General features: G+C 47.3%; 14 protein-coding genes. 5 read left to right on the top strand and 9 right to left on the bottom strand.

The genetic code is table 11. The features are described 5' to 3' along the window. Positions 1–139 precede the first annotated feature (139 nt). Positions 140–2764, top strand: coding sequence for a PQQ-binding-like beta-propeller repeat protein (locus ACBZ72_07390; protein XES76004.1), 2625 nt, complete (start codon positions 140–142; stop codon positions 2762–2764). Between the two features lie 390 nt (positions 2765–3154). Then, entirely contained in the window at positions 3155–5638 is a 2484-nt protein-coding gene (locus tag ACBZ72_07385) for a PQQ-binding-like beta-propeller repeat protein (GenBank protein XES76003.1), read from the top strand. A gap of 837 nt (positions 5639–6475) precedes the next feature. Here ACBZ72_07385 and asnS read toward each other — a convergent pair. Then, positions 6476–7762, bottom strand: coding sequence for an asparagine--tRNA ligase (gene asnS / locus ACBZ72_07380; protein ID XES76002.1), 1287 nt, complete (start codon positions 7760–7762; stop codon positions 6476–6478). 64 nt (positions 7763–7826) lie between these two features. Further along, positions 7827–8333 (bottom strand): N-acetyltransferase family protein, encoded by a 507-nt coding sequence (locus ACBZ72_07375; protein ID XES76001.1) that lies wholly within the window; start codon positions 8331–8333, stop codon positions 7827–7829. A gap of 78 nt (positions 8334–8411) precedes the next feature. Between ACBZ72_07375 and ACBZ72_07370 the strand changes: the two genes are divergently transcribed. Further along, a complete protein-coding gene (locus ACBZ72_07370) occupies positions 8412–8768 on the top strand; it encodes a DUF3795 domain-containing protein (protein XES76000.1) in 357 nt (118 codons plus the stop codon). A 6-nt stretch (positions 8769–8774) separates the two neighbouring features. Here the strand turns inward: ACBZ72_07370 and ACBZ72_07365 are convergent, their stop codons facing one another. The 4 genes from ACBZ72_07365 to ACBZ72_07350 all read right to left on the bottom strand — a co-directional run bounded on the left by ACBZ72_07365 (position 8775) and on the right by ACBZ72_07350 (position 12105). Beyond that, a complete protein-coding gene (locus ACBZ72_07365) occupies positions 8775–8990 on the bottom strand; it encodes a helix-turn-helix transcriptional regulator (protein XES75999.1) in 216 nt (71 codons plus the stop codon). Positions 8991–8995: 5 nt separating this feature from the next. Next, positions 8996–9331 carry a DUF3796 domain-containing protein gene (locus ACBZ72_07360; GenBank protein XES75998.1) on the bottom strand — a complete coding sequence of 112 codons (336 nt, stop codon included), beginning with the start codon at positions 9329–9331 and terminating at the stop codon, positions 8996–8998. A 186-nt stretch (positions 9332–9517) separates the two neighbouring features. Next, positions 9518–11587 (bottom strand): beta-propeller domain-containing protein, encoded by a 2070-nt coding sequence (locus ACBZ72_07355; protein ID XES75997.1) that lies wholly within the window; start codon positions 11585–11587, stop codon positions 9518–9520. A gap of 71 nt (positions 11588–11658) precedes the next feature. Beyond that, positions 11659–12105: a hypothetical protein gene (locus ACBZ72_07350; GenBank protein ID XES75996.1), complete on the bottom strand. Its 447-nt coding sequence runs from the start codon at positions 12103–12105 to the stop codon at positions 11659–11661. Positions 12106–12334: 229 nt separating this feature from the next. Between ACBZ72_07350 and ACBZ72_07345 the strand changes: the two genes are divergently transcribed. Further along, the gene (locus tag ACBZ72_07345; protein XES75995.1) at positions 12335–12859 is read left to right on the top strand and encodes a pyridoxamine 5'-phosphate oxidase family protein; all 525 of its coding nucleotides are present in this window, start codon (positions 12335–12337) and stop codon (positions 12857–12859) included. A gap of 212 nt (positions 12860–13071) precedes the next feature. Next, a complete protein-coding gene (locus ACBZ72_07340; GenBank protein XES75994.1) occupies positions 13072–13404 on the top strand; it encodes a hypothetical protein in 333 nt (110 codons plus the stop codon). Positions 13405–13460: 56 nt separating this feature from the next. Here ACBZ72_07340 and ACBZ72_07335 read toward each other — a convergent pair whose 3' ends face one another. The 3 genes from ACBZ72_07335 to ACBZ72_07325 form a co-directional block, all read right to left on the bottom strand. Further along, a complete protein-coding gene (locus ACBZ72_07335) occupies positions 13461–14105 on the bottom strand; it encodes a Snf7 family protein (protein ID XES75993.1) in 645 nt (214 codons plus the stop codon). A gap of 218 nt (positions 14106–14323) precedes the next feature. Beyond that, the gene (locus ACBZ72_07330; protein ID XES75992.1) at positions 14324–15472 is read right to left on the bottom strand and encodes a nitrous oxide reductase family maturation protein NosD; all 1149 of its coding nucleotides are present in this window, start codon (positions 15470–15472) and stop codon (positions 14324–14326) included. Positions 15473–15556: 84 nt separating this feature from the next. Next, positions 15557–16408 carry a geranylgeranylglycerol-phosphate geranylgeranyltransferase gene (locus ACBZ72_07325; GenBank protein ID XES75991.1) on the bottom strand — a complete coding sequence of 284 codons (852 nt, stop codon included), beginning with the start codon at positions 16406–16408 and terminating at the stop codon, positions 15557–15559. Between the last annotated feature and the right edge of the window lie 43 nt (positions 16409–16451).

Here is a 16451-nt window from a genome sequence, read left to right as displayed (position 1 = left end):
TTTTGAGTTGAAATAGTAATTCATATTTTGCAATGTATCCATGTTGTGCTACATTTTTTAGCGGTTTTGGCGAGACCGACAAGATGTTAAGTACGAACAACTGCAACTCAGCTTTCACAATTTAATCGGAGAAAATGAAATGTTTAGAACACTTTGCGACAAACTGGTAAATCTGCGAAAAAAAGCGGGCACGTATGCTATGCTGAGACCAAGGAACAACGCATCAACCAATAAAACTGCTACCCTTGCCATACTTGTGATTTGCACGCTATTACTTTCCTCGTTTGCTTTGCCAACTGTGTCTTCACAAGTTTCAGGGACAAGAAAAACCTACGCTTTCATAGGTGCTAATCCTAACCCCGTAAGCGTCAACAACCAAGTTGCGATTCATTTTGGTATAACCCATGAAGTAGGAACTGCAACATCTGGATGGGCAGGACTAACAGTTACAGTTACAGCACCTGATAACACTGTTGAAACGCTGGGGCCATTCAAAACTGACTCCACAGGTGGATCAGCCAGTGTTTATACTCCTACAATGGTTGGCATCTACTACTTGCAGACGCACTTTCCAGAGCAAACTATGCCTTCAACTTCAGCAGGCACATCTGAAGGTACAACAATGTTAGCTAGTGACAGTGAGATTCTGGCACTTGTAGTCCAAAGCGACCCAATTACATACTGGCCTGGTTTATCGCCCCCAACTGAGTACTGGTCAAGACCAATAAATTCCCAGCTTTGGGAATGGAATCCAATCGCAGGTAACTGGCTGGAGCCCAGAGCCTATTTCGTTAGCACTTATGCGCCCTACAATTTAGATGCTCCCGAAAGTGCTCATTTGCTTTGGACAAAAACACTTGTGGGCGGAGGTCTTGCAGGTGGTATGAGTGAACCATATCAGTACGAGGCTGGAGGCGCATACGAAGACAAATTTAAAAACTCTTTGATTATCGCAGGCGTACTTTACTACAACAGATTTGAGAGTCGAGGTGGCACTAACATTGAGCAAGATGTTGTCGCTGTTGATTTGCATACTGGAGAAGAACTATGGGTTGAAAACTGGAATAACAGTAGATTAGCGTTTGGTCAAGCATTCAACTGGAACTCGTATAATTATCAAGGCGTTTTTGGGTACTTATGGTCAACAACAGGCTCTACATGGGACGCTTACGACCCTACCACTGGGAGGTGGGTCTACGAGATGACGAACGTTCCTTCGGGCACAAACATCTACGGTCCAATGGGCGAAATATACCGATTCACTGTCAACACTGCAGAGGGCTGGATGACGCTTTGGAATTCAAGTAGAGTTGTGAGTGATGCTGGTAGCTGGCGACCACATGGACAAATCTTTAACTGTTCTTGGGATGCACCACGGCACGGCGGCTACGAATGGAACATAACAATACCCAACAACCTGCCAGGAAGTGCTCAGGCATTTGCGCTTGGCGACAAAGTATTCGGTGGACTAGTGAACGGCACGGGAGTTTATTCGTGGGCTTTAAGCTTGAAGCCGGGAGAGGAAGGCACGCTTCTGTATACAAAAACTTGGGCTGCACCAGCAGAGTGGATTGAGGGTGCCCGCACCAATTCCGCGCGTTTCAGTGAAGTGAGCTTAGACGACCAAGTTTTCACAGTGGTGTACGTAGATACCCGACAACATTGGGGCTTTAGCACGGAAACAGGCGAATACATTTGGGGGCCAACTGAACCACAAAACTATCTTGAAGTTTACCAAGAGGCAATGGCAATTATCGCGGACGGCAGATATTTATGCGGCACCACTAGCGGAACAATTTACTCATACGACGTTGCCACAGGAGAACTTCAATGGACATACAACGCCACTGACCCCTTCCATACAAACCCCGTTGGTATAAACTTTCCTTTACGTGCCCCCGCAGCACTTGTTGTTGACGGCAAACTCTACGGTGGATACGGCGAGCACTCCCCCAACAATCCGCAACCCCGCGGCACCACCTTCTTCTGCCTTGACCTAGAGACTGGAAAGGAAATCTGGTCTCAATACATGAACGTCGCTAGCTACTCATATACGCCTCTCATCGGAGACAGCATAATTGCAACTTTGGACAGCCACGACAACCGCATATACGCTATCGGCAAAGGTCCAACTGCCACTGTGGTTAGTGCGTCACCAAAAACTTCTGTACAAGGCGATAGCGTGCTGGTGGAAGGTAGAGTCACCGATATTTCGCCTGGCACAGAAGAATATGCACTGACCGCTCGTTTTCCAGATGGTGTCCCTGCAGTATCTGACGCAAGCATGAGCGAATGGATGCGGTATGTGTATAACCAATTCCCTCGTCCAACAAATGCAACCGGCGTTGAAGTTGTGATATCAGTGCTTGACCCCAACAACAACTCCTACGAAGTTGGCAGAACTACAAGCGATGCGAGCGGATTCTTCAAAGTGGCATTCACTCCACCAGTTCCAGGAGAATACACCGTTACCGCTTCATTCGCAGGCTCAAACTCCTATTGGCCTTCGCAGACAGAAACCGCAATAGCCGTCTCAGAAGAACCCGCCGCAAAACCCGTTGCAACATCAACCCCGCCACCAACTCAGTCAGTCACACCATTTACACCCACACCGGTACCATCGCAGCCTGTTTTGCCTTCTCCACGTGAAGTTCCCCAACCATCTACCAGCGCCACGCCAACAACTACTTACCTGGTCATAAGCGTTGCTGTTATCGTAGTCATAGCCGTTGCAGCAGTAACTGTGCTAAGAAGACGCAAATAATGGGGCTGAATTCACCCAATTTCCTTTTTTTATTAGAACAGAAAAACATTGAAGAGCAAATGAGCGGCTGAGTGGGCTTTAGGGAAGCTGATTCCAACTTGCTCGTTGGTTTTCGTTTTCTCTCCTGCGAATCCCGTCCCAGAGCCCCAGCAAACCTTTTTCACTTCAAGACGACCATTTTTTAGGTTGGACCCAAAGACTTTGCATAGTTTGAGTTGGCCTCCTTATCGCAGTTCCATATGAAACTTTTGTAGCCACACGTCTCTATCCGTCTCGTGTTTTCATGATCGGAAACCCGTTTTCCTTTTTGTGGGTTTTGATACAACCAACAATGTATTAAGTATCTAAAGATACAACTTTTATTCAAGCATTTTGGAGGGATGAAAGAAAATGTCTAAAAAATCTATTAAACATACTGGGAGTCTAAAAAGAAAGCTGTCTGTGATGGCTCTGATTCTGACACTAATTATTTCCGCTTTGATGGTTACCCTACCAAGTGCAAATGCCACGGACCATGACGTCTATGCTTTTCTTAGTGTAGCCCCCAGCCCCATAGGCGTTGGTCAACCTGCTATAGCTGTCATGTGGCTAGACATGTTGCCCCCGCTCAATCCTGACGGCTCCCAGACTGCATGGGAACAGCTAACCGTTACCATCAATACTCCCAGCGGCGAAACAGAAACTAAGGGACCCTTTAATTCTGACGCAGTTGCATCAGCATACTTTGACTACACACCTACAGAGGTTGGAACGTATGTTTTCCAGTTTATATTCCCCGGACAACAAACAGTGGATGGAAATTACTACCGCCCAACTACAAGCCCCGAAGTCTCGTTAGTTGTACAAGCCGAACCAATTGAAGGGTGGACACCCAATCCGTCACCCGCAGACACAGAATACTGGAACCGTCCAATATATGGAGAAAATAGAGAATGGGCGTCAATTGGTGGAAACTGGTTTGGCGTTCGACTAACGTATGGAACTGGCTGCACTTCTTCAGGCGCTTTTAATCCCTACACAACAGCTCCTGAATCCGCACACGTAGTGTGGACCAAAGAGCTTGCTTGGGGCGGTATCGTCGGAGGCGACCTAGGTAATGGTGACGTTTCATACTACACAGGCTTATCCTACGAAAGCAAATATGGACCCCCCGTAATCATGCAAGGTAAACTCTTCTGCACTCTACCCCTGTCCAACCGAGCAAACGCGGGCGGAACTATCTGCTTAGACCTGCGAACTGGGGGCCAACTCTGGTGGCAGAACATAACCATAGATGTAGGCCAAATCTACGACTACGAATCCCCCAACCAACACGGCGCCCTTCCATACCTGTGGCAAACTAGTGCATCATACAACATGTTTGATCCCTATACTGGTGAGTTGCTTTTGACATTGGCTAATGCATCGAGAGGTCGCGTAACAATGTCGCCGAGTGGAGACCTGCTGGTCTACGTACTCGACGGACAAAACAATTGGATAGCCATGTGGAATTCAAGCTACGCACCATACATGTATCCAGGAACAGTTGGAACCAGCGCATGGCAATGGCGACCGCCAATTGGCACAACGCAGGATTGGCTCGCAGGCGTACAGTGGAACGTTACCGTCCCAGATGTGCCTGGAACCCAAAGCATAGCCTGTATAGGCGAAGGCGTTATTATTGCCGCCTCTCAAGCTGATGACACAACAATCAAAGCTATAGGATACGACGCTACGACTGGCGCCCAGAAATGGACAACCGACATCACAAGCAACGCTGCTTTTAGACCAACCTACTTCATAGTCCCTGTCAGCAACGGCGTTTTTGTCTTTTTCAGACAAGAAACCATGGAGTTCTACGGTTACAGCATAGAAACTGGCAATTTGGTGTGGGGTCCAACATTGCCCTATGACAATGCTTGGGGCATTTACACTTCAAGCACGGTCGGTCTTGGAGCCTCCAATCCACTCATTGCCTATGATACTCTCTACTCTGTTGCTTACGACGGAAAGCTCCATGCTTACAGTGCCATAACTGGCGACCACCTCTTCGACTTCGACACTGGAAGCGCCGGGTTTGAAACACCCTACGGTACATACCCCTTGGGAAGTGGAACTTTCGCCATAGCTGACGGAAAAGTTTACGCTGCCACTGGCGAACACAGTCCCAACTCTCCCATGTGGCGAGGTGGGAGAATCTACTGTGTTGACGCCTACCACGGAACCGGCATCTGGAACCTTACTGGCTGGTGGCAAACCCCCGCAATAGCCGACGGTTACCTTACCGCCTTCAACAACTACGACTGCAAAATATACTGCATAGGAAGAGGCCAAACGGAAACCACCATTACAGCACCCGCAACTGCCGTTCCACGAGGAGCACCCGTTTTGATTCAGGGAACAATACTTGACCAGTCCCCAGGTGCATGCGGCACCCCAGCGATCTCCGACGAATACATGACCCAATGGATGGAGTACTTGTACATGCAGCATCAAAAACCAGAAAACGCACGAGGCGTAGAACTCCATCTAGTCGCTATTGACTCCAACTGCAATACACACGAAATCGGAACCTTAACAAGTGACATATTGGGTAACTACGCAACAGAATGGACTCCGCCAGTTTCAGGACTCTACACGGTAATCGCAACATTCGAAGGCTCCAAATCCTACTTCAGCAGCCAGGCAGGAACATTCTTTGTGGTGTCTGATGAAGCATCGCCAATTGTTGGAACACCTACAACGTCAACATCGCAGGCAACTTCTCCTTCGCCGAGCATGGCGGTTCAGCCATCGGTTGGTGGAGATGCAACAACGACCTATGTGGTGGTAGCCTCCGTGGTTATCATCATAATTGTAGCTGTAGCCGCTGTATTACTCCGAAGACGCAAATAACCTAACACATACCTCCCCTTTCCTTTTTTATGGGAAAACCCTAAGAACGCTCGGGCTGAGCGGGCTTTGAAATTTATTGACAACTTGATTGTTGGTTCCTTTTTTTCACTATCAATTTCAGTCCGGAGACCAACAGACCCGTTTTTCTAATTTCTATTTATTTCTGGCGAGTTTGGTGTTCGAGAGGATTACTGTATAGTGCTTTTCCCTTTGTCCTTTGCGTTTAGCCTTTTGTATTTTTAATATTTAGTGTTTTATTGGTTCTTTTAACAGTCATGATTTGCCCGTTTAATTTGCGATAACTTGAAGAGTTTATGCTAAATCGGTTAATACGCATTTTATGTATTCTGTTTTACATCTCTGAAGCAATATGGCTTCAGAGGGGGGTTGAGGCTGAAAGGGCTTTAAGGATGAAGAATGCAGACTTGATGGCTTCAGGTCTTTACGCTAATTCTTCCTCTTTTCTCCTTTACAGTTTACACGGAGCCTCGGCAAACTCAGCCCTCCTGTCTATCCTGATGGTTTGAAGAGTTCAAAAACGGCGACATGGTGGCAGTCGGTTTTTTCTCTTTTGACTTAGTTTAAACCCGTTAAGTGGAGCTTCACGGCTGCCCGTTTTTATTTAACTCCTGATTGGTCTTAAATGGTAGCTAAAATTTTAAATATCAATTTCGCATTTTCTGCTTTACCTAAAATTAGGCAGATGGTGAGTTGGGGCTGAATGGGCTCGAGGATTAAGAAATGACCACGATGGCTTAAGGGTCATTGCGTTTTATTCTTTCTCCTATTCTCCTTTCTAGTAACATGAGCCTCAGCAAACCCAACTTGTCCTCTTCTTTATGGGTAGAATCTGCGTGTAGTCCGAGGGAAGGGAATAGCATCAATTATGTTGTCAAGGTCAAGCATCCAAACCAGCAGGCGCTCCACCCCCATACCAAAACCTGCGTGCGGCACCGTGCCGTAGCGGCGCAAGTCAAGGTACCACTCATAATCCTCAGGATTTAACCCCTGCTCTTTCATGCGTTCAATAAGGGCGTCTTTTTGTTCTTCGCGTTGTCCGCCTGTGCTGATTTCGCCGATGCGCGGCACCATCATGTCTACTGACAGGGCAACGTCTGGGCGGTCACTGTAAGTCTTGCAGTAAAATGCCTTAATCACCTTGGGGTAATCATAAACAAAGAATGGCTTACCAAACTCCTCCGCAAGCACCTTTTCATCTTCATAACCCAAGTCGTCGCCCCACTTCAACGCCGAATTCTTCGCCTGCAGCCTCTCTATTGCTTCCGCGTAGGTTATCCTTGGGAACGGCGTTTTCACTTGGGCAAGCTTGTTGATGTCGGCGCCCAGTTCAGCGAATTCTTTTTGACAGTTCTCTGCGACGCGTTTGCAGATGTGTTCCATGAGGTCTTCTTCGAATTTCATGAGGTCGTTCATGTCTGCGTAGGGCCATTCGGCTTCCATGTGCCAGTACTCGGTTAGGTGCCGTATGGTGCGGCTTTTTTCAGCGCGGAACGAAGGTGCAATACAGTAAACCTGCTCTAAACTGTAAATGAGAATTTCCAGATACAGCTGGCTGCTCTGGGTCAAATACAGGTTCTGGTCAAAATATTTTAATCCGAACAGGGTGGAGCCGCCTTCCACCGCGGCGGAAATGAACATGGGCGGAGAAACCTCTGTGAAATCCGTTTTCTGGAAGTATTCTCGTGCGTATTCCAAAACTTTGGCGCGGACTTTCATGACCAAACTCATTTTACGGCTGCGTAGCCACAGGTGCCTCATGTCACGGATGAATTCTTCGCTTTTGTCTTTGGCTATGGGGAAAACTTCCGCCAGCCCAATTATGGCGACTGCTTCGGCGGCTATTTCATAGCCTCCAGGTGCGCGGGAGTCAGGTTTTGCTGTGCCGTCCAGTGTGAGGGCGGATTCGATGGTTAGTTTTTCGGCTTCTGCCCATGCGGCGGCGTTCACTTTTTTCACAGTGCATTGTATGACTCCGGTTGAGTCTCGGATTACTATGAATATGAGTTCTTTTCCTTGGCGTTTACGGTAAACCCAGCCCCGCACAGACACCGGTTTGTCGGTGCAGTTACCGTCTAAGATTTCGCGGATTTTCACCAGAACCATTTAGCATCAACTGTCCTTGGTAATTTCTGCTTTCAAACGTAAATGCCTATCTATTTTAAACTTCCTAAACCGCCGAGTCACCCGCCAAATCCTTCAGTTCTTGGTCTGCAACCTTGTAGCGTGTCCACTCATCCATCGCCACCGCGCCAAGTCGCTGGTAAAATGCAATAGACGGGGCATTCCATTTCAGAACCGCCCACTCCAAACGCTCACAGTTGCGCTCCAACGCAAGCTTTGCCAAAAACGCAAACAGTGCCTTGCCTAAACCTTTGCCGCGCATTTCGGGTTTAACGTAGAGGTCTTCGATGTAGATGCCGGGGCGACCTGCGAAGCTGGAGAAGTTGTAGAAGAATAGGGCAAAGCCTACGGGGGTGGCTTGTTTTTCTGCAATTACCGCTTGGGCGAATTTTTGGTGAAAAAGCGCCTCCCGTATGAGTTGTTCGTTTGCTTTTAGCTTGTCTAGCAGGTTTTCGTATTCCGCTAACTCTTTGACCATGCTAAAAATGGCGTTGCTGTCTTCTTCTTTGGCGAATCTGATGGTGAATTCTTGTTTTCGGGTGTTACCTTGCATTCCTGCTCATCCCCCGGTTTAATTCATTTTTATGGTTGCCAAAAGCTAAAACTGTTCGCCCACAACACTATGCTTGTTATGTCAACAAGAGAGATTGGCTGCTGCGGCGCATACTGCAAAACCTGCATGGAGCAGCAGCGGCAGAAATACCCCACTGAGCGGGGATGCGCTGGCTGCAAGTTAGGCTACGACTCAGGTAAACGAGACTTAAGCAAAGCAAAATGCAAAATCAAAGTCTGCTGCTTCAAAGAAAAACAGCTTGAAACCTGCGCCGACTGCCCAACTTACCCCTGCCCGATTCTGCTGGAGTTTTGGAGCAAGAATGGCCAAAAGTACTTGCAGTACAAGCGGCAGCTTGAATTCATCAAACAAAACGGCTATGACAAGTTTTTGAAAAGGGCAGAAAAATGGAGTGGACCCCGCGGAAAACTGTAATCCCCTTCACTTGTCTGCTTCAAAGTTTTCGTCGTCAAAAGAAAAAATGTCCTCAATGGGAGTTTTGAGGACGCGGGAAATCCTGTATGCCAGCCGAAGGGAGGGGTTGTATTTGCCTTTTTCCAAGAAGAGTATGGTTTGTCGGGTGGCGTCTACTTTTTCGGCTAGGGCTTCTTGGGTGATGCCACATTTCTCTCTGTACTCTTTTAATCTTGTTTTCACTGGTTTTATTCCCCTTTTGTATCATAGTAATAGTATGAGAGCCCAAAGACGCCGGTTCCTAGAGCTAAAGCGGCTATAAACAGGCTTATGGGTGTGGGGTCGAATGTTTTTGATAGCCCAACATACGCAATTAGTGCTGATGCAATAATTGTGTCGTAGGCAAAGGCGTTTTTGCATGAGTGGTCAATGTTTCTGTTGATTCGTTCGTCGTTGCCTTTTCCTTTGAGCATGGCAAAAAAGCCGAAGAACCCGAAAAAGCCAAAGAGTCCATTGTTGCCTGTTATGCCGAGTAAGCCAATTAGACCCAAAATGCCTATGTATCCAAGTTTGTTTTTTCTCATTATTTCCACCTATTGTCATATATTTCTAACGTTAGAATTATGTTACGTAAGAAATATTTAACTTTTACTCCAAATGCCCAACAACAGCCTCCAAAATCCCGAAAAAACACATTAACCAGCTAACAAAAAAATAAAACAAAACTCACTTAAACTCTGCACAAAAAAAGAAAAGAAGGGAAATTGTTTTTAGCAAAGGTCGATTTTTGCCAACAACGCGAAGTCGTTGAGGCTGTTTAGTTGTACTCGGCTTTGGCTGAAAGTGTAGAGTACGTCATCTATGTAGAGGGCGCGGTTAATCATGTGGTTATAGTCTCTCCACGCGTAGCCGCTTTTTATTGGCAACGTGGGGTCAGCGGCTAATGCACCTAAGTCATCCATCTGAGTGATTGCGCCTTGTAGTGTGAACCCGCTTGAGGTGTCAACACTGAAGATGTAGGCGCCTTGCCAGTAGTCAATTTTGCCTGTTGTAGTTTCCTCATCGCCTGTTGGACGCAACGGCATGATAATTGGCATATCGTTCACTGACACGGGGATAACCAGCATCTGGCGCTGGGGGTCATACAGGAACGCGTGAGGCTCATAAAGTGCCGTCGAATCAGAGTACTTAGCGTCAACAATGTATTTGGCGACTTCGATTGGGGCGTTAACGTTTGAAACGTCAAAGAGCGAAAGTTTCAGTGTGCTGTTTTCTTTGCCTAAGCCGATAACGTGGTTTTCATCCATCGGGTACAGGAACGTGGAGTAGCCTGGAATTTCAAGCTCTCCTGCAACTCGGGGAGCCGCTGGGTTGCTCATGTCAATGATGAAGAAGGGGTCAATCTGTTTGAAGGTTACAACGTAGCATTTGTCGCCTGCAAACCGCACTGAGTAAAGGTTTTCATCCATCTTGAATCGCTCCAGTTTACCAACAACCTGCATGTCCATGTCAAGCACGTAGATGCTGTTTACCTGTCGGCTAACTTTGAAGACTACGCCGTCGCTTGTGGTTGCGTTGTCCTGTATCCATGTGGTTGTTGCGATGCGGAAGTACCCGTTGTATTCGTCCATGGCGTACTGGTTAATTGGTGAACCAAACACGGCGCCTTGAGCCTGTGCGGTTACCGTGTCTTCTTGTATGTTTATGCGGTAGATGCTGGTGGTGTCACTTGAGCTGCTGTAGTTGGGTGTGGTGATGTAGATGTTGTCTGCTGAGACATACATTTGGCTGCTTCCATCCATAATCACTGTTGTTTCTGTGGGTGCCTTGGCGTCGTCCATGATGTTAATGGCGACCACTGTGGTGTAGGTGTTAACGTTGTATGGGGAGGGTACGTAGAGGATGTTGGTTGCTGCTACATTGGAGGCTTGGGTTCCTCTGAAAACTATAGGCACATTAAAGGTGTCATCTTTTTCCAAGTAAACGTTCTCGTTGATTATCACGTAGACGTAGTCGCCAATCATGCGGGAGTTAAAGTAGTTGCCGCTCATGGTAAAGTTTCTTGTCAGAATGGGATTAGATGGTTTAGACACGTCGTAGACATACGCAAAAGTTGTGGAGCCACTCCAGTAAGAAGTTGCAATGAAGGTATCTTCATTGTCGACTTCAGGGTAAGGCATGTACTTGTTGCCCAAAACTGCTAGTTTACTTCCGTCTTCGCTTAGGTAGATTCCAGACAAGTAACTGCTGCTCTTGTCGTCACCGAATATTTTGGCGGCAACTGTGGCTTGGCTTGGGTCAACGGCTGCAGCGTTTATTATGTAGACGGTGTTGTTGGCGATGAGGTAGATGTAGTTGCCGTCGGTTTTCACGGTGTCTGCTTCGTCAACGCCTGCTACTTGTATGTTAGTTTGGGAGTAACTGCCATCGAGTCCTTTTCCTGACTCTTGACTTGCAGCATAAGTAGCTATGGGTGTGCTTGTAGGGGCAGGTGCTGGCATGGGGACGCCTTCACCAAGTGTTTGGTCTGCTACCCGTAGCCAGTAAGTGTTGGTGTTGCTGTTGTTTTCCAAAAACGTTTGGAGTTCCGTATAAGACATAAAGTTGTGAATCGGCGTCACATTTTGGTTAGGGGTAGGCAAAGCAGCAGTTAAATCGCTTGGGTTGGGGGACGATGTTGATGAAGGCGAGGGATTTGGTGTGGTGTTTAACATCGGCGAAGGGCTTGGGGTGAGGGCAGGCGCACTGTAGCTGTAAATCATGGCGACTAGAATAATGGCTGTGAGGATGCCGACTACGCCGTAAATTGGCGTTTTTCTTGTGATTTGTTTTTGAACCATCTTTTTCACCTGTTTATACCATTATTGTGAGTTTATTTTATGCTAAGCCTGAGTACAGTTTGTTCCATCAGTTAGTACGGGCGCATGGACCAAACTCTGACGGCTTCATACCAGAAGATTACGCAGACCACGGCACCAAACGTTATTCCGAAAAGGGTGTCTTGAGTGAAACTTTGCACAAAAAGCAACAAGTAAGCCAGATAAAACGTCGTGGAGAACGCCGCGTAAAAGAAGTACCGTGGGAACAGCAGTTTACCAAGCTTCACGTAATGCCGTAACACGCCGATTTTTACGTCGCCAACCAAGAAGTAGTGTCCGCCCAATTCCTGCTTCTCAACTAGGCCTAGCTCGCGGAGTTGTTCAAGGTGATGGTTTGCAACGCTGGGGCTGCTAAAGTGAAGGGCCCGCTGCACTTCGCGCACGCTTTGGGGGGTGCCGCTCTTGAGGAGGTACCAGTAGACTTTCCATGCTTTGCCGCGTAAGGCATATTCCAACTCGTTCTCGTTTTCCAAGTTCAACTTTTACAACTCCGCTACCGTATTTAGAGCCCCAACCATATAAGCCCAATTCTTAGAACAACATGTTCCCCCAAAGCCTCTTGGCTGCAGAAAACTGCATTTTGGCTCAAAAGGGTGTTCTAAATTTTTTGTTAATGCGATATGGCAAGTTGCTGGGAGTTGAATGCAGCTTTCGGCAAAACTTATACAACCCCCTGAATAAGCTAAGTATCAACTGGAGCGTATGGTTGTGAAGAAGAACCAGTTTGAGCAAGGGGGCTTAGCGGAGATGGAGCAGATTCTCAGCCGTGCAGAAGTCGGCAGACTTGCACTCAGCGACGGCAAAACCCCCTACATTATCCCCCTCAACTTTGCTTATCTCAACGGAAAAATTGGGTTCCACTGTGCATGGCAAGGCAAAAAACTTGACCTACTTGCTTTGAATCCTCGATGCTGCTTTGAAGTAGACCAACACATGGGCGAAGTCAGCTACCACTACGATGCGCTTTGCCACCTGGACTACGACAGCGTAATCGCCACTGGAGTGGCACGTGTTGAAAAGGACGAGGACGCCATTTGGCAGTTCTTCCAAGCCCTGCACGCTAAGTACAAGGAGATTTACCGTAAACCCGTCGAGGAAGGCGGCAAACTTTGGGACCGCAAACGCCTCCGCGAATGCTGCTGTGTCGTCATGTATGTTGAGGAGTTGACTGGACGCAGGGAACGCACCGTTGATGGTAAACGCAGCAAAGTGATGTGGCAACACAAATTCTGACAACCCCTTCTTTGTGTATAACATCCGCGTAAAGGGTCACTTCACCGAAGAGTGGCGAACGATTATCGTGCCTCAGATGGATATCCCACCCCCTCAGATTCAGAATACACCGTGCTAAACTTTTTTCTACCACTGGCGATGATTTTTACGGAATCTTTAATGCGCATATAGAGGCTCCTCTTGGAGGGCAAGTTGATTTTCAAGTGGTAGCAATGAACGGGGGGATTACAAAGAACCTTACCCAAGGGCCTCTTGGCTCCATGTATTTCTATGGCGAAACAAGTGCCTGGAGTGATACCCAAACCTTCACCATAAGCTATGGCGCGTCCACAGAAAACTCCCCTACAACACCACATCCCTCGTCATCAACCCCAACCCCCACATCTCCAATAGACCCCACAGGGACGCCTGAACTTTCGCCTACTCCAACATTCCCAGAAACAAATCTTGCAGTTGCAGTTTTAGTAATAGCAACCGTAACCGTTGGGTGCATAGTGGTTTTTAGAAGAAAATCAGCTCTTACGTCCAAATGTAGCCTATCTTAAATGATTAAACGGGGCAAAAAGAAGGTAGGAGGACAAAAAAGAAAGGGTAGAACTGTTTAGGTTCTGGTTTTTCCTTCTGTAGAGCCAGTTGGCATGCCTGCGGGCAAGTCGGGGAAGTTCGCGTTGACTCTCTGCTCTGCGACGGTGGCTGCTTCAGCGAGGATTTTGGCTGCGTCATCGTTGACACTGTTGAAATTAAGGGTTGTTCCGTAGCCTGACCCTGCTTCCACCATTAAGCCGCTGAGCATGTCGCCTATGTTGCCGAGCTCGTTTTCTGCTTCGGGTAGTACGCTGCCTATGCCGACGTTGACGCTTCGTAGAACGCCGATGGCTGGGCCTAGGGTGGTTATTATGTCTCCAAATTCTCTTACTGTCTTGATTCTGAGGGAAACTTGGTCTAAAGCTAAACGTGCATTCATGGTTAGTTTTGCCATTTTGCGGACTTCTGCAAGTTCGTTGGCGTATATGTTGGCGCGTGCTTGGTCATGTTTTGTGTATGCATCAACCAGCTTGGCAAAGAGAGCTTTGTCTTTTTGGCTGAATTTATCGTTGGCTAAATCTAACCGGCTTATTTGCATGTCCAGTTTTTTTACGGCGGCGTCTAAACGAGGCTTAAGTGGCTGTGCATCCCGCAGCGCATCACCGTAAGTTCTTCCTTCATCTTTTTTGTTTTCCCATTTTTTGGCAAATCGTTCAGACATGTTAATCTCCTCAAATTAAATGATTCACCACTTTCATGTACTTATGCATTGTTAACATCCATCAATCATGGAGGTATATATGTACGGGGTGTTGAGTTGGATGATTGTGCACGTTTTAACTTAATTCGCTTAAAAATGCTTCTGGGTTTGCCGCGAATCTGTTTGTATCTACAGTGCAACTTTTCGTGTTTCTTCTGCCGTTCTCCTATCCGAGTTTATTAACTCGTCCGTTGCTGCTTTTTAGCAACAAAAACCGTTAACACGGTTACACCGACGGCTGCCCCCGCTATTGCCCACATAGGCATCTCCGGGACTACCACAGCGTTTGGAAGCGGATGATTGTCCACATTTGCTTCGTCAATTATGTACGGTCCCGTTATTGCCTGAGTATTTGGCTGCGTGGAGTTGGGAAAGTAAGTCGCCCAATGGTTGCCTTCTTCACCGTTATCCCACACAACACCGCTAAAATCTACATGAACCGGAAAATCATGTTGAACCACAACGTTTTGCCAGTTGTAAAAGTTGTTGTTGTAAACCACGTTACCCGACCCCAAAGTGGCGGTCTCTGTGTAGGATGAATAATCCAAGATAACGCCGACTTTGTTGAGTTCGATGTTGTTATGATGAACTGTTACGTTGTTTGTGCTATACGTGAATTTTATACCGAACTCCAGGTTGTCTGTTATGTTGTTGCCAACGATGTTAAATGAGTCACCATCGCCTAGAATTATCCCCGCTATGTTGTCTGAAATAAAGTTGTTTTGAACAGTTGTGTTTCCTTTGAGAACCCAGACGCCGTCTCCGAAGTAGCTGGAATAGGTAGGGTATCCAGTGCCCGTTATATTGTTGTCTTTTATGATGTTGTTTGACCACGCTTGTACTCCCCAGTTTTGGTTTTCGGTTATGTTGTTGCCCACTATTTCAGCTTGCCCGCGGCTTAAGATTCCGCTGTCAAAGTTATGTTCGATGTTATTGCCCGTTATCTTGCAGCCTGTGCAGTTCTCGGCTATAGTTATTCCGTTCCAACTTTGAGTTATGTTAAATCCTGACACGATTACATTGTTTGCCTGTACAGAAACAGCAGGTGGCGTGTTGGTGCCTCCAAAGTATGGTCCAATTATAACTGTTTGCTGGTTATCTTCGCCTATCAACGAAAGCGGTTTGTCTACGATTACCGTTTGGTTGTAAATGCCTTTTTTTACAAAGATGGTGTCTCCCGCAGAGGCGTTTCCTATTGCCGTCCGAATTGTGGCGTAGTCGTCTGGCACCGTGATGGTTTTAGAGGCAGCTTTGATTGGCTGAACAAGTGTCACGCATATTGTCGTGAGGCTGAAAATAATTAAGAGGCATAATAGCGGTTTGCGCATGGTGTCCATCTGTGACTATGCAGAAAGAGGCTTTTAAGAGTTCGCCCACAGGGCAAACTGAAAGGTGAGAAGCTAAACCGGGGGCTATTTTATAACGCCAAAAAGGTACGCAAGCAGCCCAAACATGAACAGCAGCAGAACTACGTTTTTGATTTTTTTTGCTTTTTCCCGTGAATGGTCCAAAAGCAGAATCGTTGAGCAGACTCCCAGCCCAATGTCCGTCACCAAAACGAAGGGGATAAACCAGACGCCGACCAAACCCAGAAACCACGTGACTGGCGTCAACGCAACTGCTGAGATGAAAAACAGCACGGCAGTTACGGCTGCGCTCTTCTCGCCAAACCGCACTGCCAAGGTTTTCACGCCTTCGGCACTGTCACCCTTCACGTCCACAATACCTTTGGTGATTTCCCTGCCTGTGTTGGAAAGAAATGCCATCGACGCAAACAGAACCACGTTTAGGCTGATGGTTCCGATTACGGTGATGCTGCCGTAGATGAAGGGGATGGCAACACAGGCGCTAACCAAAAAGTTTCCGGGCAATCCGCTGCGTTTGCCTACAGTAAGGTAGGTAGCCGTTAAAGCTAAAGAGGCGGCTGCAACCAGAAAACAAAGTGGGCTAACTAAAAGCGCAAAAACAAAACCCACCGCTACCAGCATCGCCATGAAGGCTAATGCTTCTTTGGGTTTGATCAAGCCGCTTGGGATGGGTCGCTGGGGTTCATTGATGGCGTCTATTTTGCGGTCGTAGTAGTCGTTGATGACCATTGCAGCAGCGCAAAACGTGAATCCCGTCAAAAAGCCAAATAAGACGTGAAACCAATTCAACGTCGAAAAGTTAGAGTTAGCTAAAACCGCGCCGACCAGCACGGCAAATCCCATCATTAAGCAGTTGACTGGCCGCATTAGCCGAACAAAACCACTGAGTTTGTTCATGTCCTCTCTAACCTCTCTAACCTTCTGCTGTACCCTTTAAGGT

It is taken from the genome of Candidatus Bathyarchaeia archaeon, from assembly GCA_041447175.1.
Lineage (GTDB): Archaea > Thermoproteota > Bathyarchaeia > Bathyarchaeales > Bathycorpusculaceae > JADGNF01.
This window is presented reverse-complemented; position numbering and strand designations above follow the sequence as displayed.

Excerpts from the sequence above, each read along its gene's own strand:
- ACBZ72_07390 (XES76004.1), top strand. The coding sequence starts at position 140 with ATGTTTAGAACACTTTGCGACAAACTGGTAAATCTGCGAAAAAAAGCG.
- ACBZ72_07385 (XES76003.1), top strand. The coding sequence starts at position 3,155 with ATGTCTAAAAAATCTATTAAACATACTGGGAGTCTAAAAAGAAAGCTG.
- asnS (XES76002.1), bottom strand. The coding sequence starts at position 7,762 with ATGGTTCTGGTGAAAATCCGCGAAATCTTAGACGGTAACTGCACCGAC.
- ACBZ72_07375 (XES76001.1), bottom strand. The coding sequence starts at position 8,333 with ATGCAAGGTAACACCCGAAAACAAGAATTCACCATCAGATTCGCCAAA.
- ACBZ72_07370 (XES76000.1), top strand. The coding sequence starts at position 8,412 with ATGTCAACAAGAGAGATTGGCTGCTGCGGCGCATACTGCAAAACCTGC.
- ACBZ72_07360 (XES75998.1), bottom strand. The coding sequence starts at position 9,331 with ATGAGAAAAAACAAACTTGGATACATAGGCATTTTGGGTCTAATTGGC.
- ACBZ72_07355 (XES75997.1), bottom strand. The coding sequence starts at position 11,587 with ATGGTTCAAAAACAAATCACAAGAAAAACGCCAATTTACGGCGTAGTC.
- ACBZ72_07340 (XES75994.1), top strand. The coding sequence starts at position 13,072 with ATGAACGGGGGGATTACAAAGAACCTTACCCAAGGGCCTCTTGGCTCC.
- ACBZ72_07335 (XES75993.1), bottom strand. The coding sequence starts at position 14,105 with ATGTCTGAACGATTTGCCAAAAAATGGGAAAACAAAAAAGATGAAGGA.
- ACBZ72_07330 (XES75992.1), bottom strand. The coding sequence starts at position 15,472 with ATGCGCAAACCGCTATTATGCCTCTTAATTATTTTCAGCCTCACGACA.
- ACBZ72_07325 (XES75991.1), bottom strand. The coding sequence starts at position 16,408 with ATGAACAAACTCAGTGGTTTTGTTCGGCTAATGCGGCCAGTCAACTGC.